At 73.3% G+C, this 21,294-nt stretch carries 18 protein-coding genes and 4 tRNA genes; 11 read left to right on the forward strand and 11 right to left on the reverse strand.

Going from position 1 to position 21,294, the window contains the following annotated elements:
- Positions 1-28: 28 nt before the first annotated feature.
- Both AMO33_RS00825 and AMO33_RS00830 read right to left on the reverse strand, forming a co-directional pair.
- The gene (locus AMO33_RS00825) at positions 29-1,579 is read right to left on the reverse strand and encodes an alpha/beta hydrolase (RefSeq protein WP_060589804.1); all 1,551 of its coding nucleotides are present in this window, start codon (positions 1,577-1,579) and stop codon (positions 29-31) included.
- Positions 1,580-1,611: 32 nt separating this feature from the next.
- On the reverse strand, positions 1,612-2,373 hold the full coding sequence (locus AMO33_RS00830; RefSeq protein WP_060589806.1) for a pyrimidine reductase family protein: 762 nt from the start codon (positions 2,371-2,373) through the stop codon (positions 1,612-1,614).
- Positions 2,374-2,408: 35 nt separating this feature from the next.
- Between AMO33_RS00830 and zapE the strand changes: the two genes are divergently transcribed.
- Positions 2,409-3,428, forward strand: coding sequence for a cell division protein ZapE (gene zapE / locus AMO33_RS00835; RefSeq protein ID WP_060589808.1), 1,020 nt, complete (start codon positions 2,409-2,411; stop codon positions 3,426-3,428).
- A 21-nt stretch (positions 3,429-3,449) separates the two neighbouring features.
- On the opposite strand, the gene AMO33_RS00840 is transcribed toward zapE, so the two are convergent.
- Complete coding sequence (locus tag AMO33_RS00840) at positions 3,450-3,989, reverse strand: GNAT family N-acetyltransferase (protein ID WP_220276479.1); 540 nt, start codon at positions 3,987-3,989, stop codon at positions 3,450-3,452.
- Between the two features lie 103 nt (positions 3,990-4,092).
- Here AMO33_RS00840 and AMO33_RS00845 point away from each other — a divergent pair, with 103 nt between their 5' ends.
- The 4 genes from AMO33_RS00845 (at position 4,093) to AMO33_RS00860 (ending at position 7,864) form a co-directional block, all read left to right on the forward strand.
- Positions 4,093-5,637 (forward strand): flavin-containing monooxygenase, encoded by a 1,545-nt coding sequence (locus AMO33_RS00845; protein ID WP_060589810.1) that lies wholly within the window; start codon positions 4,093-4,095, stop codon positions 5,635-5,637.
- Between the two features lie 109 nt (positions 5,638-5,746).
- The gene (locus tag AMO33_RS00850) at positions 5,747-6,355 is read left to right on the forward strand and encodes a TetR/AcrR family transcriptional regulator (RefSeq protein WP_060589812.1); all 609 of its coding nucleotides are present in this window, start codon (positions 5,747-5,749) and stop codon (positions 6,353-6,355) included.
- The gene (locus AMO33_RS00855) at positions 6,352-6,924 is read left to right on the forward strand and encodes a hypothetical protein (RefSeq protein ID WP_060589814.1); all 573 of its coding nucleotides are present in this window, start codon (positions 6,352-6,354) and stop codon (positions 6,922-6,924) included. The genes AMO33_RS00850 and AMO33_RS00855 overlap by 4 nt, the downstream gene beginning before the upstream one ends.
- A 22-nt stretch (positions 6,925-6,946) precedes the next feature.
- Entirely contained in the window at positions 6,947-7,864 is a 918-nt protein-coding gene (locus tag AMO33_RS00860) for a LysR substrate-binding domain-containing protein (protein WP_082668542.1), read from the forward strand.
- 13 nt (positions 7,865-7,877) lie between these two features.
- Here AMO33_RS00860 and AMO33_RS00865 read toward each other — a convergent pair whose 3' ends face one another.
- Entirely contained in the window at positions 7,878-8,573 is a 696-nt protein-coding gene (locus tag AMO33_RS00865; RefSeq protein WP_060589818.1) for a response regulator, read from the reverse strand.
- On the reverse strand, positions 8,570-9,997 hold the full coding sequence (locus AMO33_RS00870; protein ID WP_107103073.1) for a sensor histidine kinase: 1,428 nt from the start codon (positions 9,995-9,997) through the stop codon (positions 8,570-8,572). The genes AMO33_RS00865 and AMO33_RS00870 overlap by 4 nt, the downstream gene beginning before the upstream one ends.
- A 142-nt stretch (positions 9,998-10,139) precedes the next feature.
- On the opposite strand from AMO33_RS00870, the gene AMO33_RS00875 reads away from it, so the two are divergent.
- Genes AMO33_RS00875 through AMO33_RS00885 form a run of 3 tightly spaced genes read left to right on the forward strand, consistent with a single transcriptional unit; the run spans position 10,140 to position 12,453 of the window.
- Positions 10,140-10,814, forward strand: coding sequence for a phosphatase PAP2 family protein (locus tag AMO33_RS00875; protein ID WP_086840819.1), 675 nt, complete (start codon positions 10,140-10,142; stop codon positions 10,812-10,814).
- Positions 10,811-11,719: an ABC transporter ATP-binding protein gene (locus AMO33_RS00880; RefSeq protein ID WP_060589821.1), complete on the forward strand. Its 909-nt coding sequence runs from the start codon at positions 10,811-10,813 to the stop codon at positions 11,717-11,719. The genes AMO33_RS00875 and AMO33_RS00880 overlap by 4 nt, the downstream gene beginning before the upstream one ends.
- Positions 11,720-11,724: 5 nt before the next feature.
- Positions 11,725-12,453: an ABC transporter permease gene (locus AMO33_RS00885; RefSeq protein ID WP_220276481.1), complete on the forward strand. Its 729-nt coding sequence runs from the start codon at positions 11,725-11,727 to the stop codon at positions 12,451-12,453.
- Positions 12,454-12,512: 59 nt separating this feature from the next.
- Here AMO33_RS00885 and AMO33_RS00890 read toward each other — a convergent pair whose 3' ends face one another.
- Positions 12,513-13,367 (reverse strand): hypothetical protein, encoded by an 855-nt coding sequence (locus AMO33_RS00890; protein ID WP_060589824.1) that lies wholly within the window; start codon positions 13,365-13,367, stop codon positions 12,513-12,515.
- Between the two features lie 2,932 nt (positions 13,368-16,299).
- Between AMO33_RS00890 and AMO33_RS00895 the strand changes: the two genes are divergently transcribed.
- Positions 16,300-17,256, forward strand: coding sequence for a hypothetical protein (locus tag AMO33_RS00895; RefSeq protein ID WP_240327363.1), 957 nt, complete (start codon positions 16,300-16,302; stop codon positions 17,254-17,256).
- 9 nt (positions 17,257-17,265) lie between these two features.
- Here AMO33_RS00895 and AMO33_RS00900 read toward each other — a convergent pair whose 3' ends face one another.
- A complete protein-coding gene (locus tag AMO33_RS00900; RefSeq protein WP_060589826.1) occupies positions 17,266-18,474 on the reverse strand; it encodes a hypothetical protein in 1,209 nt (402 codons plus the stop codon).
- Between the two features lie 131 nt (positions 18,475-18,605).
- Here AMO33_RS00900 and AMO33_RS00905 point away from each other — a divergent pair, with 131 nt between their 5' ends.
- Positions 18,606-19,004 carry a DUF1304 family protein gene (locus AMO33_RS00905; protein ID WP_060589828.1) on the forward strand — a complete coding sequence of 133 codons (399 nt, stop codon included), beginning with the start codon at positions 18,606-18,608 and terminating at the stop codon, positions 19,002-19,004.
- A gap of 101 nt (positions 19,005-19,105) precedes the next feature.
- On the opposite strand, the gene AMO33_RS00910 is transcribed toward AMO33_RS00905, so the two are convergent.
- The 3 genes from AMO33_RS00910 to AMO33_RS00920 all read right to left on the reverse strand — a co-directional run bounded on the left by AMO33_RS00910 (position 19,106) and on the right by AMO33_RS00920 (position 19,368).
- Positions 19,106-19,180 (reverse strand) — tRNA-Val (locus AMO33_RS00910).
- A gap of 1 nt (position 19,181) precedes the next feature.
- Positions 19,182-19,252 (reverse strand) — tRNA-Cys (locus AMO33_RS00915).
- A gap of 43 nt (positions 19,253-19,295) precedes the next feature.
- A tRNA-Gly gene (locus AMO33_RS00920) sits at positions 19,296-19,368 on the reverse strand.
- Positions 19,369-19,748: 380 nt separating this feature from the next.
- On the opposite strand from AMO33_RS00920, the gene AMO33_RS00925 reads away from it, so the two are divergent.
- Positions 19,749-19,823 (forward strand) — tRNA-Val (locus AMO33_RS00925).
- Between the two features lie 337 nt (positions 19,824-20,160).
- Here the strand turns inward: AMO33_RS00925 and AMO33_RS00930 are convergent.
- A complete protein-coding gene (locus AMO33_RS00930) occupies positions 20,161-21,129 on the reverse strand; it encodes a peptidoglycan-binding domain-containing protein (protein WP_159005655.1) in 969 nt (322 codons plus the stop codon).
- Positions 21,130-21,294: the final 165 nt, after the last annotated feature.

Genomic DNA, 21,294 nt, shown 5'->3' on the forward strand with positions numbered 1-21,294 from the left:
GACCGCGATTCCGTACCGGTTGCGCGAGCTATGCCGGGCAGGCGCTGCCGTCGCGCGGCAGCCGCGCCTCGGCCAGGTAGTCGACGACCATCTGTTGCGCGCACCCGGAGTGCGGCAGCGCCGGATGTCCCCAGCCCTGCCAGCTCACCGACGCGTGCCGGGCGCCCGCCGACCCCAGCGCGCCGGTCACCGACGACTGCCCGCCGGTGCCGACCACCGGGTCGGCGACACCCGTGAGCACCAGCACCGGCAGATCCAGCTCCTCGGGCAGCGGCGGCGCGGCCGACACCGGCCACGCCGAGCAGGTCATCAACCCGATGGCGGCCTGCCTGCCGAACACGGGGTACTTCTGCCCCCACGCCTGGGCGAGCTCGGCGGCCTGCACGGCGGTCGGGGGCTGCTGGATGTCGGTACACCGGTTGACGAACTGGCCGTCGGAGGCGGTGGCCGCCGATTCGCGCAGCACCAGGTTGTCCAGCGCGGTCCGGTCGCCGCGACCGGCGGCGGCCAGCGCGTCGGCCAGTTCGGCGACCCGGGTCGCCTGATCGGCCCGCGGCGCGCCGAGGAATCCGGTGATCGCGGTGAGCAGGCCGGCCGCCGACAGCGTGCCCAGCTCGCCGGCGTCGGCCCGCCGGACCAGGTCGGCGACGGCGGCGCGGGGATCGGCGCCCAGCGCGCAGCCGAGCGCCGTGCAGCGCTGGGCGAACGCGGTCAGTGCGGCCTCGGCGCCCTGCAGGCGCTGTTCCTCCCTGGTCACCGCGTCGGTGCCGACGGCCTCGGGGGAATCGAGCACCAGGCGGGCGAGGTGATCGCCGTACTTGCGGGCGTAGGCGATCGCCACCGTGGCGCCGTTGCCGGAGCCCAGCAGGTCGATGTGCTCGACCTGCCACTGCTTGCGCAGCTGCTCGATGTCGTCGGCGGCGTGCGCGGCGTCGAACGTGCTCTCGTAGGGCTGGAGGAAATCGCGGCAGGAGATGGTGGCCTCCTGGCTCAGTTCCGCCATCCGCGCGATCGGATCGGCGGCGCCGCGGGCGTGCTCGGCCAGGCCGGTGCGGATCTCGGGCGGCAGGCAGTCGATCGGCTGGGAGGTGCCGATCCCGCGCCGGTCCACCGCCACGATCGGGCGGGTGGCCAGCAGCGGGGCGGCGGGGCCGACGGCGAGCCCGGCCAGCGTGGCGCTGGAGGACCGGTCGTTGCCGGAGGTCAGCACCAGCGGCGGGACGTCGGTGGGGGTCTGCGGCAACCGGGCGCGCACGGCGCCGTTGCGGAAGTTGCCGAGCACGCTGCCCGCGGCGTCGATCGGCGTGGAGTACTCCGCGCATTCGAGCACCAGCCCGGCCGGGGCGGGTCCGAGTCCCAACAGGTTCAGCGTCGGCGCGGTGCAGTCGTGCCAGCTCAGATCCGCGGTCGGCACCTGCGCGCGCGGCGGTTCGGCCTGCGTCGTCTCCTCGGGCGCGGGGCCGCCGCCGACCCCGGGCCGCTCCACCGCGACCCCGGGACGATCGGAGGGGCCCGCACCGCATCCGGCGATCACGATCGACAGTGTCGAGGCCAGCACGGCGGCTCGGGTCCAGCGCATGCGCTACAGCCTGCCAGGTCGCGGCCGTCGTTTCATCGACGGGCCCAGCGAGTCAGCACCGTGCCGTCGTCGTCGAGGATCATGTGGCGGCGATGCATGTGCTGATGGAACTCCCGCGCGGACAGCGAGATTCGGCCCGCGGTCCCGCCGACCAGCACCGGCGCGGTGGTCAGGCACAGCTCGTCGACCAGGTCCGCCTCGATCAGCTGGCCGAACAGGTGCGGCCCGCCCTCGCACAGCACCCGGTGCAGGCCGCGCTCGGCCAGCGCGGCCAGCAGCGCCTTCGCGGTGACGGCCACCTCACCGGCCTCGATCACCTCCGCGCCCGCCGCGGCCAGTTTCTCCTTGCGGTCGGCGGGCGCGGCGGCGGCGGTGATGATCAGCGGCGGCACCGTCGTGTCGGTGAGCAGGCGGCAGGTCGGCTCCAGCGCGGCGCTCGCGGTGACCACGGCGATGGGCGGCGGGGCGCCGTCGGGGTGGCCGCCGCGGCTGCGGTCGTGCAGCGAGCGGCGGCGGGCCGCGTCGGTGCGGGCGCCGCCGTAGTTCTCGGTGCGCACCGTGCCCGCGCCCACCAGCACCACGTCGGCGAGGTCGCGCAGGAGCTTGAAGACCCGCTTGTCGGCCGGGGTGCCGAGCGCGGCGGTGACATCGCCGCTGGTCGCGGCCCCGTCGATGCTGGCGACGAAGTTGACGCGCACCCACGGGTCGGCCAGACCGATGGGGTAGGCGTAGAGGTCGGCGAGTCCGTCGGGGTCGAGGTCTGTGAGCTGGATCGCATTGGGCATACGCTGCATGAAACCAGCACACACCACGTCTTTAGGCTTCGTCCATGCAAGAGCGCCTCGTCGATCGCCATCCGGAGGTTCCGGCCGACCAACTCGTCGCCCAGATGGTGCCCCCGCCCATGTTCGACGAGGTCAGCTTCTCCTCCTACATCCCGGACCCGAACGAGCCCAGCCAGGCCGCCGCGGTGCGCAAGGCCGAGGACTTCGCCCGCGAGGTCGCCAAGATCCACAAGGCGGCGGGCAAGAAGAGCCTGTTCGGCAAGAAGAAGCAGGTCACCGGCGCCGGTCTGTACCTCGACGGCGGCTTCGGCGTCGGCAAGACCCACCTGCTCGCCTCGATCTTCCACAGCGCGCCCGCCCCGAAGTCCTTCGGGACCTTCGGCGAGCTGACCAACCTGGTCGGCGCACTGGGTTTCACCAACGCCCTCGAGCGCCTGTCGGCCAACAGCGTGCTGTGCATCGACGAATTCGAACTCGACGACCCGGGCGACACGATGCTGGTCTCGCGGCTGCTCACCGAGCTGTCCGCGCGCGGGGTCTCCATCGCCGCGACCTCCAACACGCTGCCCGGCCAGCTCGGCGAGGGGCGTTTCGCGGCGCAGGACTTCATGCGCGAGATCAAAAAGCTCGGCGCGATCTTCGAGGCCGTGCGGGTGGACGGCCCCGACTACCGCCACCGCGACCTGCCGCCCGCCCCGGAACCGACCTCGCCCGCCGAGCTCGTCGAACGCGCCGCGGCGACACCGGGTTCCACGCTCGACGAGTTCGACGCCCTGCTGGCGCACCTGAGCACGCTGCACCCGTCCAAGTACGGCGCGCTGATCGCCGGGGTGAGCGCGGTGTTCGTCGCCGGCGTGCACCCGGTCACCGACCAGGCCGTCGCGCTGCGCATCGTGGTGCTGGCCGACCGCCTCTACGACGCGAGCGTGCCGGTCACGGTGTCCGGGGCCAAGCTCGACGAAATCTTCTCCCCGGAGATGCTCGAGGGCGGCTACCGCAAGAAGTACCTGCGCGCCATCTCCCGGCTGCTGGCGCTCTCGCGCTTCGAGGCGGCCACCGCCTAGCCACCCCCGGCCGTCCGCCGGTCAGAAGACCAGGCGCAGCACGTAGTCGTGGTGCACTTCGCGGCCCACCGTGAAGGTCTTGGTGCCGACCTGCTCGAACCCGTGCTTGGCGTAGAACCGCTGGGCACGGTGGTTCTCCTGGTTGACCCCCAGCCATACGCCCGGGTATCCACCCTCGCGGGCGTGTCGCAGGGCCGCGCCCATCAGCGCGGTGGAGACGCCGGTGCCGTGGTGGCCGGGCAGCACGTACATCTTGCTGATCTCCAGCGCCGGGTGCAGGTCGACCACCCGGGCGACCTCGGGGTCCGCCGGGTCGCCCGCGACCAGCATCGCGTACCCGACGATCTCACCGCCCGCCACGGCCTTGAGCACGGTGCGGTCCGGATCGTTGAGGTACTCGCCGAACCGTTCGCCGGAGAGCACCTGCTCGAGGAAGATCTCGATGTCGTCGGCGCTCGCGCCGGGCGGGCAGGCCAGCGGAAACGTCGCCGCCGCAACGTCGCTGAGGGCCTCGGCGTCCCACAATCCGGCCCGGTCGACGGTGACTGGGATGTTGCTCATCGGTCCAGTACAACACGCCGGGGTGGTGATGCCGGACGATAGCCGGTCCGCGGCCGCGCCCGCGGTCCGCCGCCCCCAGGCGGGGCGGGTAGGCTCGGGGCCCATGACGAGCGGTAACCGCATCGCGATCGTAGGTGCGGGCATTGCAGGCCTCGCCTGCGCGAAGGTGTTGGGCCGGGAGGGGTTTGCGGTCGAGGTGTTCGACCGGACCCCCGACGTCGGCGGCGTCTGGAGCGCCACCAGGCGTTATCCGGGGCTGCGCCCGCAGAACACCAAGCACACCTACCATTTCTCGGATTTCCCGATGCCGCAGGACTATCCCGCGGTGCCCGACGGTGCCCAGGTGCAGGCCTACCTGCAGAGCTACGTGCAGCACTTCGGGCTCGGTGCACACCTGCGCCTGGGAACGGAGGTGACCGCGGCCGACCCGGTCGACAGCGGCTGGCTGCTCGAGATCCGCGACGAGACCGGCGTGCATCGCAGCACCTGCGACCACCTGGTGGTCGCCAACGGCGTGTTCAGCGATCCCGCCGTGCCGGACTACCGCGGCGCGGAGGCGTTCGAGGCGGCCGGTGGCGCGCTGGTGCACTCGTCGCGCTTCCTCGATCTGGAGGCCGCCCGGGGCAAGGCGGTCGTGATCGTCGGCTACGGCCAGTCGGCGTGCGATATCGCCGAGGCGGTCAGCCACGTGGCCGCCAGTACCACGGTGGTGGCGCGCAGGCTGCTGTGGAAGCTGCCGCGCAAGCTCGGCCTCGGCATCGATTTCGAACGGCTCTTCCTGAGCCGTCTGGGCGAGGCGCATTTCCGCTACCACACCCCGCGCGGCGCGGAGCGGTTCCTGCACGGGCCGGGGCACACCTTCCGCGACAGCGATTTCGACGTGATCCAGGAGATGACGGTCAAGAAGCTGGGCCTGCGGGAGCTCGGTCTGGTGCCGGAGGGCCGGTTCGAGGTGATCGCGGAGAGCACCGTCGGCATCGCCACCGAGGGGTTCTACGAGCAGGTGGCGGCGGGCGCGATCCGGGTGGTGCGCGATGTCGAGGTCGCGGAGCTGTCCGGTCGGCCGGGCCCGCCCGCGGCACAGCTCACCGACGGCCGGACCCTGCCCGCCGATCTGGTGGTCTGCGCGACCGGCTTCCACCAGCGGGTGCCCTTCCTGACGCCCTACATCCAGCGCAGGCTCACCGACGAGGACGGCAACTTCCGCCTCTACCGCAACATCCTGCCGACCGAGGTGCCCAACATCAGCTTCGCGGGCTACAACTCCTCGGTGCTCGCGCCGTTGAGTGCGGAGGTGGGAGCGCACTGGATCGCCGCACTGCTGGCGGGCAAGCTCCGGCTCCCCGCCGCCGCACAGCGCGAGGAGCAGATCGACGAGCGGCTGCGCTGGATGACGGCGGGCACCGGGGGTCGGCACGCGCACGGCACCACGATCACCCCGTTCACCCTGCACAACATCGACGAGATGCTGGCCGACCTGAAGTTCCGGCTGCCGCTGCGCAGCCGGTTGGCGCAGTGGGCCCGCCCGGTGCGGCCGGGCGCCTACCGTGGCCTGGGCGAGCGCTCGGCGGAACGGGCCGCCCCGCCGGTCCCGCCGCTCGCGGAAGAGCCTGTCGTCCAGGGGCACTCGCACCACAGTCAGGCCTGACCCGGCGGTCGGTCCGCCCGGCGCGTCGGTGTGCCGGGCGAACGCTCAGGTGTCGACACCGGCCGGCCGCCGTGCAATAATGACTGACCAGTCAGTCATAGGAGTGTCCATGTCCCCTCGCCGAGTCGACACCACTGCCCGCCGCGCCGAGATCCTCGATGCCGCCGTCCGCGTCTTCGCGAGGAAGGGCTTCGCCGCCAGCCGGGTCGAGGACATCGCGGCGGCCGCCGGGATCGCCAAGGGCAGCGTTTATCTCGCCTTCGACAGTCGCGAGGACCTACTGCGCGCGATCTTCGAGGATTTCGCCGAGCGCACCGCCGCCGGGATGCGCCGCGCCCGCACGGCCGAGGGCCCCGCGCTCGACCGGCTCGCCGAACTGATCCGCTCGACCTTCGTGCTGCTCACCGAAGAACGCGAGACGGCCCGCATCCTGTTCGACCTGTGGTCGGTGGGCCGGGGAGGGGACAGCGCCGCCCCGCTGGACATGGCGCGCGTCTACGGCGAATACCGGGCTGCCGTCACCGACCTGCTCACCGCGGCCGCCGCCGAGGGGGACCTGCGGCCCGGCGTGGGGCCGGGGCACGCGACCGCCGTCGTCGGCGTGATCGAAGGGTGCCTGTTGCAGTGCTTGATCGATCCGGTGCTGCCGGTCGAGGGCCTGGCCGACACCATCGTCGATCTCTGTGTGCACGGCCTGCGCCGGGAGGTGCCGGCATGAGCGCGGTGCTGCGGCGGCTGGACGACACACTCGTGGCGCCCGACGCGTCCGCGGGGGAGCGGCTGCTCGGTTACGGTGCGGCGTCGGCGGGCGCGCTCGTCGCCGTCCTCGCCGGTGTCGGCGCCGGGTGGTCGATCCTGACGGTGCTCGTGCTGGGCGTCGTCGCGTTCGACCTGTTCGGTGGCGCGACGGTCAACGCTATGGACGCGGCCAAGCGGTGGTGGCATCGGCCCGGCCAGGGCGCGGGCCGGCACCTGGCGTTCGTGGCCGTGCACGTGCAGCCCTTCCTGGTGGCGTGGGTGGTGCCCGGATTCGGCTGGATCACCGCGGCGGGGCTGTACCTCGCGACGCTCGTCGCCGCGGGCATCGTGCTCGCCACACCGCTGCGGTACCGGCGCCCGGTGGGTTTCACGGTGACGACGCTGACGCTGGCGGTCGTGCTCGCGGCGGCAGCGGTGCCCGCCGCGGTGGCGTGGTTCGTGCCGGTTCTGCTGATCAAGTTGCTGTTGGCGCATCTGCAACCGGAGGGCGCCGCCGATTGCGCCGAGCGCAATGCCGGGGATCGATGATTGCGTCTGTGATAATCCGGGAGTGGCGCCCCTCGACCTCAACCTTCTGGTTGCTCTCGATTCGCTGCTGGACACCGGCAGCGTGACCGAGGCGGCGCGCCGGCTGCACACCTCGCCGTCGGCGATGAGCCGCACGCTGGCCCGGTTGCGGCGGCTGCTCGACGATCCGCTGCTGGTGCGGTCGGGCCGCCACCTGGTGCCCACCCCGCGCGCACTGGCCCTGCGGCCGGAGGTGGCGGCGCTGGTCGAGCACGGCCGCGCGGTGCTCGCGCCGCGCGGGCGGGTCGACCCCGCGACCCTCGCCCGCGGCTTCGCCGTGCGGGCCGACGACCTCGTGCTCGCCCGGCTCGCCGGACCACTGGTGCGTGCGGTGCGCGCCCACGCGCCCGGCGTCACGATCCGCTTCCTGCCCGACGCCGGGAAGGGGGCGGCCGACCTGCGCGACGGCCGGGTGGATCTGGCGGTCGGCGTGCTCGAACCGGCCGATCCGGAGATCGTCGTCCATCGCGTCTTCGGCGATCGGCTGGTCGGCGTGGTCGCGCCCGGTCATCCGCTGGACGCCGACCGCGTCACCGTCGCCGCCTACGCGGGCGCCGCCCATCTGGCGGTGACCCGGCAGGGCCGCCCGCGCGGGCCCATCGACGACCGGCTCGCCCTGCACGGGCGCACCCGCCGCGTCGTCGCCACCGTCCCCGACCTGCCGTCGGCGCTGCTCGCGGTGCGTGGTGGTGAGCTGGTCTGCCCGGCACCGGCGCACCTGGCCGCCGACGCGGTGGCGGCGCTCGGCCTTGCCACGTTCGAGATCCCGCTCCCGCTCCCCGAGATCCCGGTCGGCCTGACCTGGCACTCCCGCAACACCGCCGACGCCGCCCACCGCTGGCTGCGCGAACTCGTCGAAACCCTGCTGGCGCCACCGGGTCCGGGCCGACGACGCCGCTGACCGCGCCGATTGCTCAGCAATTGCGGTGCGGCGGATCTCCGGGGGTGTCGAGCTCGTCCGCGTGCACGGCCACGAGTGCCGCCTCCACCCGATTGCGGGCGCCGGTGGTGCGCAGGATCGACGACACGTGCACCTTGACGGTGCCCGGCGCCAGGTGCAGGTCGGCGGCGATCTCGGCATTGGACCAGCCGCGGCCGACCAGCCGCAGGATCTCCTGCTCGCGCGGGGTGAGCGCGGCGAAGCGGCGCCGCGCGGCCACCGCCCGGTCGAAGCGGGCGGTGGGTCGACCGTCGAGGAGCCGGCGGGCGATGGCCGGGGAGAAGAACGCCCCGCCCGACGCGACGGCATGCACGCCCAGGATCAGCTCGCGCGGGTCGCCGGACTTGAGCACGAACCCGTCGGCGGCCAGGCGTACCGCTTCGGCGATGTAGTCGTCCTCGCCGAAGGTCGTGACGAACAGGCACCCCACCGGGTGCCCCGCGCCGCGTAGTTCGCGCAGCACCTCCAGCCCGGACAGGCCCGGCATCCTGATGTCGAGCACCACGGCGTCGAGCGCGTGGGCGCGGGCGGCGGCCAGCGCGTCGGGACCGGTGCCCGCCTCGGCGACCACGGCGATGCCAGGGTCGGTGCCGAGGATGCCGGTCACGCCCGCGCGCACCAGAGGTTCGTCGTCGGCGACGAGTACCCGGATCGGCGCGGGTCGGCTCATCGCCCACCGGCCACGATGTGCCGGGTCGACACGACCACCGCACCGGCGAAGCACACCCGGTAGACGTCACCGGCGGCGTCGTCGAACATGTCGGCGGTGACGGCGTAGTCACGGCAGTCGGTGCCGGGGTCGGCGGGCGGACGGGGCGGCAGGTCGTGCTCGGGGAGCATCGGTTCGACCCGCGCGCGGGGGTCGCCGGGCCGGATCTGCGCGAAGGTCTCGGCGGGCAGCAGCGCCCGCCGGGCCTGCGCCGTCGTCAGCGCTTGGACCACGGCCAGTGCGGCGACGACCGCCACCGCCGCGGCGGCCAGGATCAGCCGGCCGCGCCGCCTGGCCTGGGCGGCCAGCCTCGCCTCCACGGTGTCGTCGTCGAGGTCGTCGGCAGGATCGTCGGCGGCGAATTCCGCGGGGCCGGGGACGGTCTCGTCGTCCGCATCGTCGGCGGGGCCGGTGCGCGCCGGGAGCCGGACCTGCACGCCGAACGCGGCGCCGTCGTCGTGTATGTCCACCTGCCCGCCCGCCGCCGTCACGTGCCTGCGCAGCGCCGCGAGCCCGGTGCCGGATCCCGCCGCCCGACTCCGGGTGGGCACCGGATTCCGAACGGTCAGGCACACTTCGTCGCCGTCGTCGATCACCGCGAGGCGCACCGGCTGGCCCGGCGCGTGCTTGGTCGCGTTGGTCAGCGCTTCCCGTAGCACCCGGGTCAGGAGCGCGTGATCGAAGCGGGCCAGCCGCGCGGCCGGTGGCAGTTCACCGGTGAGGTGGACGCCCGCGCGGCGGGCCTGCGCGACCAGGTCGGCGAGGTCGTCGCGGCGCGGCAGCCCGGGTGCGGTGCCGTCGCGCAGCGACACCACCGACGCGCCGAGCCGGGCCACCGCCGTGGACAGTTCGCGCCGGGCCGAGCCGACCGCGGCGAGCGCGGGTGCGGGCAGGGTGGGATCGACCTCCAGCCGCCCGAGCGTGAGCGCGACCAGGCTCAACGCGTGGCCCAGGTCGTCGTGCAGCGCCTCGGCCAAGGCCAGCCGCTCGGCGTCGCGCTCCTGATGCAGCCGGGCGCGTCGCTGCCGGCGCTCCTGGGCGGCGCGTGCGGCGGCCTGCCGGTTCACCTCCGCGCGCAGCCGCAACGCGACGCCGATCAACCACGGCACCCCGGCCCGCGCGAGCGCGGACGGCAGACCAGCGGCGCCGGCCTGCCAGTCGACCGCGCCGACCGCGACACCGGCCGCAGTGAGCAGCGCGAACAGCACCAGCGCCGCCGCCCCCCGACGCACGCCGTCGGGGCCGAGCCCGACCAGGAACGCCACGACCGTGACCAGCAGCGCCGTCCCCAGCCCGGTCTGGGGCACTGCGGTCACCACCGCGAGCGCCACCACGGACACGACCGAGACCACGGGGTGGGCCGCGGTAGAGCGAATATCGGGCATTCCACGATTCTCCCGGGACGGTCGCCGCGATTCATCAGCCGTACGGCCGATCCGCCCGGCGGGCGGCTATGACCACGGGCATAGCCGATTCCCGTCGTCGGGCAGATTCGGCGCGAGCGGCAACTTCCTAGCGTCGAGCAGCATGATCGCTCCTCACCCACCCGGGTCCACCCGTAGCACGGGGACCGCCCGCCTCGTCGGCCTCGTCACTGCCGTCCTCGCGCTGCTCGCGGTCGCCGCCTTCCCGGTCCGCGAGGCCCTCTACCTCCGGATCGCGGGCACGGCCGAGAGTTCGGCCGCCGCACCGCTGGTCGGACTCACCGCCCGTGCCGGTCTGCTCGTCCTCGTCGCCACCACCGGTGTACTGGCGGTCCGGTCGTGGCGGCGCGACCGTCCCGCCCTGGTGACGCTGACCGCCGCCGGTGTCGGCGTGGTCGGCGCGTACCTCCTCAGCGAGGTCGTCAAACTGCTGGTCACCGAGGAACGCCCCTGCCGGGCGGCCGGGCTGCCCACCGTGCTGGGCTGCCCGGCCGCGGGGGACTGGTCGTGGCCGTCCAACCACGCCGTGCTGGCCGCCGCCTTCGCCACCGCCTGCGTCCTGGCCGCGCCGCGGGTGGCCTGGTTCGCCGTCCCGGTCGCGCTGGCCGTCGCGGCCGCCAGGGTGGGCGCGGGCGTGCACTACGTGCACGACGTCCTCTCGGGGCTGGCGCTCGGCGTGGTCGTGGTCGCGCTCGTGGTCGCGCTGGTCCGTCCGTCGCTCGACCGGTTGATCCAGCAGCTCGCCGGTCGATTCACCCGGGTCGGCGGTGACCGATGATCGAGGTCGCCGGTCTCACCAAGACATTCGGCGCGGTCGTCGCGGTCGACGATCTGACGTTCACCGTCCCCGACGGCGCCGTCACCGGCTTCCTCGGCCCGAACGGCGCGGGCAAGTCCACCACCATGCGCTGCCTGCTCGGTCTCGACCTGCCCGACGCGGGGCGGGTGCTCGTCGACGGACACCCGCTGCGCGACCACCACCGGCCCGCCCGGGTCGTCGGCGCGGTCCTCGACACCGCCTGGTATCACCCCGGCCGGACCGGCCGCGGCCACCTGCGGGTGGTCGCCGCCTCCGCCGGGCTGCCGCCGACCCGGGTGGACGAGGTGCTGGCGGCGGTGGGCTTGACCACCGCCGCCGACCGGCGCGTCCGCGGCTACTCCCTCGGCATGCGGCAGCGCCTCGGCCTGGCCGCGGCGCTGCTGGGCGACCCGCGGAATCTCGTTCTCGACGAACCGGTCAACGGCTTGGATCCGGAAGGCGTGCACTGGATGCGGTCGGTGCTGCGGCAGGCGGCGGACGCCGGTCGCGCCGTGCTGGTCTCCTCCCATCTGCTCGCCGAGATGCAGGTGATCGCCGACCGCCTGGTGGTCCTCGGCCGCGGCAGACTCCTCGGCGAGGGCACGCTCGCCGCTTTCCTGGACCGCCACGGCCACGTCCTCGTCCGCACCGACGGCGACGAGCTGCTCGCGGCCCGCCTGCGGGAACTGGGCGTCGTCGCGGAACGGACCGCGGCCGGGCTGCGGGTGGAGCTCGATCACCGAATTCCCGATGCCCCTTCGCTATCCCGGCTGTGTCGCGACCTCGGGCTGCTCGTCACCGCGCTCGGGGAGGCGGCCCCCACCCTCGAGGACGTCTTCCTCGACCTCACCGAGCGCACCGCCGAATTCCGCGGCGAACGGTGACCGCCATGCGCTCCGCACTGACCGCCGACCTCGTGCGCCTCACGACGCTGCGCACCACGCCGGTGTACGCCGCGCTGCTGGTCGGCGCCTGCGTCGGCCCGATCGTCCTGATGACCCTGCTGTACGACATCGAGTACCGTGGCCCGCTCGACGCGGGCGACCTCGGCAAGTGCGCGAGCATCTTCCACGTGCTCGCCGTCGTGTTCGCCGGGGCCACCGCGGCCGGCGAGATCCGCCACGGGGCGAGCGCGGTCGCCTTCCTGACCCAGCGTCGGCGGTGGACGTCACTGCTGTCACACCTGCTCGTGGTGGCGGGATTCCTCGTCGCGTCCTATGTCCTCGGCATGGTGCTCGCGCTCCTCGCCGCGCGGTGCTACCCGGACGGCCTCGCCATGACCGGGCGCGGCTGGGCCTATCTCGGGGTGTACCTGCTGATCATCCTGGCCTGGGCCGTGGTCGCGACGGCACTGGCCGTGCTGACCCGCTCCGTCGCCGGGGCGATCGCGGGCCCGCTGGTGTGGATGTTGCTGCTGGAACAGCTGATGGCGATGGTGCCGATGCTGGACCCGGTGCTGCACTGGATGCCGTTCACCGCGGGTCTCGACCTGGCGGCCATCGTGCTCGGTGAGCAGTCCGGGCCGCCGGTTCGTGCGATCGTGGTGCTCGCCGCGATGGTGACGGTGTTCGGCGCGGCCGCACTGGCCGGTCACACCCGGCGGGACGCGGCCGGGTGAATACCGCCCGGCGCGGCCTCGGAGGTGCACCCGAAGGCCGCGCGGGCTCGGTTGTCCAGTTAGTGGCCGGGGTTCTCCGGTGGGGTGTGGCGGCCGAACGGGCCCGCGGGGTTGCGTTTGAGTTCGTCGAGCATGGCCTGCAGCTTGTCGACGTGCGCGTTCTCCTCGATGGTCGGCCGCCGCGGCGGCGACACCGCGTCGTCCACCACGGGTTCCACCTGGAACGGGATGTCCCCGCTCGGTGGCCGGCCGGTGGCGGGCGGCTCCGGCGTGAGCGCGGCGGTCGGCGGCCCGAACGGGTTGGCCGCCTCCGGTCGACCGGGCCGCGGCGTGATCCCGGCCGGTTCGACCCCGCCGTTCGACTCCCCCGGATCGCCGTGATGCGGCGCCGGGTTCGGCGGCAGCGGATCCATCCAGTCGTGCAGGGCGGGCGGCACCTGCGGTGTCCGCATCGGCGCCGCCACCCGTTCGGTGGCGATCTCGGAACCCGTCCGCGGGGTGGCGGTGCCCGAGGGGGATTCGCCGGCCGGCGGCGTGGGCTCGTCGTCGATGTAGGCGGTCTCGGCGGCCAGTCGCTCCAGGTCGGCGTAACGCGACTCCGGGAACGACGGTGCCGGTGATTCGACGAGCGGACCGCGATCCGCGGCGATCTCCGGCAGCGGGTCGCGCCGGGGCTCGCTACCCGGCCGTCCCGGGGTGTGGTCGTCCGAGCCCGATCTGGTGTCTCCGGTGATCGCCGCGAGCGGGTCACGGTGGGGGAGCGGCGCGTTCGGCTGTTCGGGCGCACGGCCCCGCTGCGGCAGGCCACCGCGCGCGACGTCCGGGCCGGTGGTCTCGGCGGCGGTGTCCCTGGCCGGGCGGGAGCGCTGCGGGAGTCGCACCGGCGCATCCGGGTGCGCGGTGTCGGCGGGCACGGAACCCGCATCGGTGCCGGCACCGCTCGGCGCGAAGGGGCCGGGGAACCCGGTTGCCTCGCCGGACGGTGCGGCCGATTCGGCCCCGGTGGCGCCGTTGTCCGGCGCCGCTGCGGTGGCCTGCGATGCCGATTCCGCACGGAACCGTCCCGGACGGCGAACATCGTCCGAGTGCGGGTCGGGTCCGCCGGGCGGGGGAGCGAGCGCTGCGTCCGGCCGCGGTGTGACACCCGAGGGCGCCGCGCCGCCGAACTCCGGTGTGGGCGGGCGGTTCTCGGCCGCACCGCCCGCGCCTCCGGACGCACTCCACGCGGTCCCGCTGTCGGCCTGGCGTGCCCGCGCGGCCCGCGGCAGCGGCCGGGCCCCGCCGCGCCCTCGGGGCGCTCGACCTGGGCGTGCGGCACGGCCGCCCCTGGCCCGTCGGCACTCTCGCCCGCGCGCCGGCCGCGCGCCGGGAGCTCCACCGCCGCGCCGTCGGGCCGCTCGGTCTGTGCGGCGGCGGCCTCCTCCCGTGTCTCGATGTGCTGGTCCGCCGCGCGCCGGGCTCTCGAGGGGAGGGTGGTCGGCGCGGCCGGGTGCCCACTGTCGGGGTGCGCGGCCTGCGGGCGTCCTTCTCCGTCGGGTGCGCGGGTGTTGTCGGCTGCGCGCCGACCGCCCGCCGAGAGTTCCGCCTCGGCGGCCAAATACCCGCCCTCGGACGGCTCGCCGTGTCCGTGCGCCACGCCCGCTGTTCCGTGTGCGTCAGCGCGCTGCCCTGCGGCGCGCCGGCCACCCGGCGCGGGTTCCGTCACCGCGCCCCGGGGTGGCTCGGTCCGTGCGTGTCCTTCGGCTGCCGTGTCGTGTGCGTCGGCGCTCTCGTCCGCGGCGCGGCGGCCGGTCGGCTGGATGCCCGACGCCGCGTCCGCGGATGTCCAGGGACCGGGGTCGGCCGACCGGTCCGTGGTGCGCCCGGCTCCGCCCGCCGGACCGGCAGCGTCCAGCTCGTTCTGCTCCGAGCCGCCCGGTCCTGCCCACGTCGCGGACTGCCCGGCACTGTCGACGTCGCCCGGCCCCGTCGATTCCGCGCGGCGGCGCGCCGGGCCCATTCCCCTGTCGGCCGCCGGGTCGATGCGTGGCCGTGCCGCCGCATCCCCGTCCCGTGCGGTAGTGCCTGCGCCCGGCTGCGTCTCCGCGCCGATTCCTTGCCGGGCCGCGAGGGTGTCGCCCTGCTGTGCCGAAGGGACCGCGCCCGACTGAGCTGTCCAGTCGGCGCCCTGCCGAACCTCGGCGGTCGGGTCTTGCCGGGCCGCCGGGCCGGTGCCGGCCGGATCGGTGTCGCGCCGCGCCCCGTCGGCGCCCTGCTCTTCGACGGCCGCTCGACCGTGCCGCGAAGACGGGTCGACGCCGTGGCGTGCGGTCGGCTGACTCCCGAGCTGCGTGGCGGCATCCCCGTCGTGTCGCGATGCCCGATCGCCGCCGTGTTCCGCGGTGAAGCGCGCACCGGGGGAACCCATGCCGTGTTGTCCGGTGAAGGCCGCGCTGTGCTGTCCGGTCGAACCGGTGGCGTGTGGTGCGGCGGTGCCTGCGCTGTGCTGCGCGGCCGAATCGGTGGCGTGTGGTGCGGCGGTGCCTGCGCTGTGCTGGCCGGTCGATCCGGTGCCGTGTTCTCCGGCCGAATCGCCGCCGTGCGTTTCCGTGGCGCCCCCGCCGCGCTGTCCGGTCGAGGCGGCGCCATCCGGTGCCGCGGAGTGAACGTTCACCCCGGCGACCGGTTCCGCCGCTGCCCCGTCCCCGTGCCGCGGCGGGAGCGCACCGGCGCGACCGGGCTGCGGCGGCGTATCCAGCCGGCTCTCGGGTGCGGGATCGGCATGCGACACGGTCGAATCCGTCTCGCTCGCGGCTGCGCCGGAGGAGGTGAGTCGTGGCGTGTCGGTCCGGGACGTTTCGGCCTCGGCGCCTCCGGAGTTCGTCGCCGCGCGCGTGGGCAGTTCCGTCGAGGCCGTGCTCGCGGTGGCCGAGGCGCGACCGTTCCGGCCCGCCTGCGCGCCTCGCCCGGGCCGAACCCCGTCATTCGCGTCGGGTGACAGGTCCGCGGCCTCCTGCCCGCCCGCGGGGCGCGGGAACGGCTGGCGGCCGGGTGATTCCGTGGCGTCGAGGCCGGGCCGAGCGGTGAACGGAACCACGTCGGCGGTCGAGGAGTCACCGGTCGCCGCCGAGCGCGAGGGCCCGCCCTGGTCGGCGGCTGCCAGCTCGGCGCGTTCGGCCGCTTCTCGCCGTTCGGCGCGGGTCCGCCGAGCCGTCCCGGCCGGGCGGGCGGTCCCCGTCTCGACCTTGTCCATCCTGGCCTGCAGGTTCGAAATGTCCTGGCCGGTGCGGAAAGCCCACGATTCGAGTTTCTTGAGCCGGGTCTCCAGACCGGTCTCGTCGTCCAGTCTGGTCGCGGCGGCGTCGAGCTGGTCACCGAGCTCGCGAAGGAGCGTCGCGATGCCCGACAAGATCGCGCCGATCGGCTCGGCGTCCTGTTGGCCGTGCTCCATCCGTGGCTACCTCTTCTGCGATCGTGTGCCCGAACCGGGCGGGTGGCCCGGCGATTCTATCCGTCGGTTCCTGCCGTTGCCCGGCGTGCGCCCCCGCCCTGACGGGCTGTCCGAGGCGCGCGCACCGCGAGCCGGACCGACCGGGACCGGTGCCGGCGCCGCGGAACCGCCGACGCTACTCGTCGTCGCGCGGCCGCGAGTGGCCACCCCGGGCGCCCTCGCCGGTGTGCCGAAGATCTCGCGTGTCGCTACCGGAAATCGTTGGAACGCAGTGCGTGTCGCGAGACGCGCCGTGCGGCACGCCGTAATGCCCCCGACTGCGAGTAAAGGGGGCTGGCGGGCGCGCAAAGTTAGGAGCACTCTGGATTCCATGGAGTAGGTCGCGAGACCGGCGTGTCGGGTAGGGGAGTGATCGCGTGCGGACCAAGCAGCGGACGGAGATGGGTTGCGGGCGCCGGGCGGTGCTCGCCGAACTCGGCATCGGAGAGGCCGCCGACGCGGCGCGCGGCACCGCGATAGGCAGGTCCCAGTACAGCTGCCGCTGCCCGGGATGCGCGGACGCCCAATGGGATGTGCAGCGGCTCAAATACTGGCTGTGCGCGCGGCTGGTCGAGTTCGGCGCCGACGAGGCGGAGGTGGATCAGCGCATCGGCGGCATCCTGGTCGACGTCCGGTGGCGGCGCGGCGACCGCTGGTACGCCATCGAGGTCCGCAGCGGCGCCCTGGAGTGCACCCTGGCCCGCGAGCACACCGACCGGTTGCGCGCCGCGGGCTGCGCGGGCGTGCTGTGGTTGTGCCCGCCGGGCTATTGGGTGCGGCATCTGCCCGCGCTCGGTGTCGCCGACCTCGGCCCGGACGCCTGCGACTACCTGATCGACACCGGCATGCTCGACACCGACCAGCGCGGGCTGGCCGCACCCCGGCGCACGCCCTTCGAGCTGCGGGAGTTCCTGCGCGGGTGGGTGTCCGGCGATATCGTCTGGGGTTATCGCGACGAGAACACCGGAGGTTGGGCGCGCGTGATCGACTGGGAGCAGCACACCAGGTCGCAGGCAACCATCATCGCCCGGCAACGTCAGGAGCTGGTCAATCAGCGGACGGCGCTGGCGGTGTCGCGCACGCTGGTGCGGGACAAGCAGAAGCAGATCGCGAAACTGCACTGGCGGCTCGACCGCGCCGAGCAGAAGGCCCAGGAACAGGCCGACGCGGTCGCCGCGGTCAATCGCACCCTCGCCGAGCGGCACCGGGTCGAGGACAGCCTGCGCGCCACCATCAAGGGCCTCAACCGCACGATCGAACACTGGCAGCTGATCACCATCTGCGCGATGCTGCTGATCGTGACGTTTCTGGCCGCGGCGATGATCGTCCGCTGACCGGCTCGGTCAGTCCCCGGTCGGCGGCGGCGCGCTCAGCCGGAACGGGGCACGGTCCCACCGCCAGCCGTGGCGCAGGGTGAGAGCCGCGAGGTCAAGCAGCTCGAGCCCGGCCTCCCGGTGCAGGCGGCGCACCGCCGTCATCGGCGCCGGGCCTGCGGCCAACAGGTCGCCGAGCCGCTGCTCCAGCTCGGCATCGACCCGGCGGTCGCGCAGCTGCGCGACACCGGTTCGGCTGCCCGTCCAGATCAGCAGGCCCCACCCGTTGGCGTGCGCGTGCTCGCGCAGCGCGGCGGCCTTCACCCGATTGACGTGGATGCCGACCTGCCCGAGCGGCTGCACGTCGACGAGCACGATCCGCCCGTCGGCGAGCTGGGCGACCACGTCGGGATGGTGCAGCCCGGTCTGCCCGTCGACGGTGTAGCGCACCGCCGCCGGTTCCTCCTGGAAGGTGCGCACCTGGTCGGCGGCGTTGAGGGTGAGCAGCAGCCGGGCGCGCAACGCGGAGTCGAAGCCGACGTCGCGGCCCACCTTCGCCAGGTAGAACCGGCCGCGCTGGTCGTCGTCACCGTCGACCACGCGCGCCGACGCGCTCGGCAGCGGCGCCGGGTCGCTCGCCCGCGCCGGCCACTCGATCTGGTCCGAGAGCGCCGTGAGCGCGGCGGCGGCCGCGGATTCCTCACGCAAGGCCGCCAGCCGCCGGTTGGTCTTCTTCTGCCACCCCATGATTCGCTGCACCACGTAGCCGGCGACCCGTTTGGCGTCCTCGGGCGCGTGCCCGGCCAGCCGCAGCTTGAGATAGGTGAGTTCATTGGCCGCCAGGTCGGTGTCGGTGGCGTAGGTCTCCGCGAGCAGCGTCCGCACCAGCGCGGAGTCCCTGGCCTCGAGGGGGTAGCGCCGGGTGAACGCCGCCCGCTCGTCGCCGCCGAGGTGCGTCTCGCGCAGGATGTACCCGACGGTGCGGGTGTGCAACTGCCGCACCCGGTCTCGCGCCAGATCGAACCGTGCCCCGATTGCCGCCAGCGTCTGCGGTGGCTCCCCGCCGATCCCCAGCCGCGCGGCCAGGATCTCCGCGTCGCGCCGCCGCCGCTCGGCATGCACCGCCACCAGCCCGGCGATCACCTCGTTGACCTCTTCGAGCCCGAACGCCACCTCCCCGGCCACGTCGTCGCCGAACGCCGACTCCACCCCGTCCCCCGACACCGCCACCTCGGTCACGCAAGCAGCGTAACCACGCCCGCCGACACCACCGGGCACGATCACCCTGGACAACCGCCCCGACCAGGATCATTCTGAGAATCCCGCTCCGGAGGTGACCCGATGGACCACCACGCTCGCGGCGGTGCCCGGTGAACGGCATCGCCCAGGTCGCCGCGCTGCTCAGCGGCATCGTCTACGTCGCGGTCTCGCCGCTGGAGATGTTCTTCTACGACCGTCCCGCCGTGCGCCGCTGGCTGCACGTCGACACCACCGACGTCGCCGACGTGCGAATGTGGGCGTTCGTCGTCGGCGTCCGCAACCTGCTCGGCGGCGCCGGCGCCCTGATCGGCCTGCTCATCCTGCACTCGGGCAACGAGCCCGCCGGTCACGCCGTCGTCCTCACCGCCTGCTGGTACATGCTGCTCGCCAGCCTGGCCATGGGTCTGGCCGACCTTCTCGGCTTCTGGCGCCCGCGCGGCGGCAGCGTCCTCGGCACGATCGGCTCCAGCGTGCTGCCGCTCGTCGCCATCATCGCGGCGAGTGTGTGAACTGCCATCATCGCGGCGAGTGTGTGACCTGCCATCATGCGGCGAGTGTGTGAACCTGCCCGGACAGCAGAAAGACCCCGGTTTCCCGGGGTCTTTCTCGGTGGTGCGCGATACTGGGATTGAACCAGTGACCTCTTCCGTGTCAGGGAAGCGCTCTCCCGCTGAGCTAATCGCGCGAGGTGGAGACGGGAATCGAACCCGTGTGCACGGCTTTGCAGGCCGTTGCCTCACCACTCGGCCACTCCACCGCGCAAAGGGGGAAGGCTTGTTACTGCCTGGCCCTACCTCTCGAGCGGATGACGGGATTCGAACCCGCGACCCTCACCTTGGCAAGGTGATGCGCTACCAGCTGCGCTACATCCGCATTCGCACTTCCGGGGGCTTTCCGGCCTCCGTGGTGCGAGACAGAACATTAGCCGACGCCCGGTGAAAGGTACAAATCCGCTGGTAGAACGCCCGGAAACCGCGAAGTGTCATGGGGTGGGCGTGATGGATGGTGCGGGAGGGGCCCGGCACGCGGCGAAGCGCCGCCCGCGCACGCGAGCGACACCGCCGGAGCCGGCGACACTGCCGCGGTGGCCCGGCGACCGCGTCCCGGGGCGTCGCACACCGATCACGCACGGCACGGCTCCACCCCTCCGTCCCGCCGCGACCCTGTCCAAGTGGCGATTTGGTGACCGGCGGGTGACCCGTGCTAATGTTCCATCTCGTTCGGACGGTGCGAATCGCCCGGGCGCCCGCTTCGGTCTCATAGCTCAGCGGGAGAGCGTCCGCCTCACACGCGGAAGGTCGCTGGTTCGATCCCAGCTGGGACCACCACCAGAAAAAGGCCCTGACCAGGGAATACCCGGTCAGGGCCTTTCTCGTGCTCGGGGGTGCTGTAGCCAAACCTGTAGCCAACCCCGATTTTCCGGTGCCGCCTCGGCTACACCAGGAACGCGGCGATGATGGTGCCGATCGCACCAAGGATCTTCACCACATCACCACCATCGAGCCGATCGAGAATCGCGCTCACTCCGATCACCTCCTTCCCGCCGCAGCAGCGGCAGCGCTCACTACTGCTCGAACTCGATGCCCTCGAGCCACGCACCCAACCGGCGCGCCGCCGACTGCACCCGCCGATCCACCGCGGCCCGCAGCCGCCGCCAACCCCGCCTCACTGCCCGCGCCGCAGCAGTTCCCCGAGAACGTCGACCGGCAGCCTCCCGGTCCCGTCTGCCTTCTTGCCCAGGATTTCCGGCCAGCCCGGGAACGAGCGGGCAACGTCCACCGTCCTCCGCTCAGGGTCGAGGTAGTGGGTATCGCGCGAGCCCGTCAACTGCTCGCGGATGTCCTTCACGTCCGAAATCAGCGGACCCAGGTAGCCCTGCATGAACTCGGTCAGCGCCTTGTACAGATCGGTGTCGCTCATCCTCGGTGATCCAATCGCCAGGGCCCACGTCTTGGGGCCGATCAATCCGTCCGGCATCAGACCGGCCGGGATCTGGTACTCGATGGCGCGCCGCCGGGTCGCCTCCCCGTAGATGCCATCCGCTGGAATGCCTGCGGCGGTCTGCCACCGACGCAGGCCGTCCACCCACTCGGTGGGCTCACCGGCCCGGCCCGAGATGGACTCCTCCGGCCCCTCATAAGGGCCGTAGTAGTAGCCGGGCGGTAGCGGGAAGGCGCGCGGGTCGGGCTCGCCGACCGGACCGGGGTAGTACCAGAAGTCATGGAACAGACGGTCGTTCCACGCGCGGGCGCCGTTGTTGAGCAAGACGCCCGGCCAGCCCCGCGATTCGAAATCGAACTGACGGCCGTCGATGAAGAACGAACACGCGGTGTGCGAGTTCGGGCCGCCACCGCCGTGCTGCACGCCAACCCGTAGGGGAGCGTCGGCGGGGATCGCCGCGGCGGAGCTGGCGGGCAGCAGCCCGCACGGTGCCGGGGTGCGGTTCATCCGCGCGAGACGCAAGGTCTCGGTCGACCCGTACCGGCGGTACGGGTCGATGCCGTGCACGATCGCGGCGGCCGAGAACACCACGCCCGAGCAGTCGGTGGAGTCGCGCGGGTCGCGGGTGAAGCTGCCGCCGTAGGCGTAGGGGAGTCCGTGCCGGGCGCGGGCGAACGCCAGCAGCTCGGCCATGCGGGTGCGGGTGGTGGCCATGCCCGGGGAAGGTAGAGACCTGGGGTGCAACAGCCTGGACTATGCCTAGACACGTCCAGCCCCGGCCGTCGCCGAACCCGCTGGTCAATCGGTGTTTCCGGTCACTTCGCGGCAGCCCGACCAGGCAACCGCGTGGACTGTACA

The organism is Nocardia farcinica (assembly GCF_001182745.1).
GTDB classification, from domain to species: domain Bacteria; phylum Actinomycetota; class Actinomycetes; order Mycobacteriales; family Mycobacteriaceae; genus Nocardia; species Nocardia farcinica.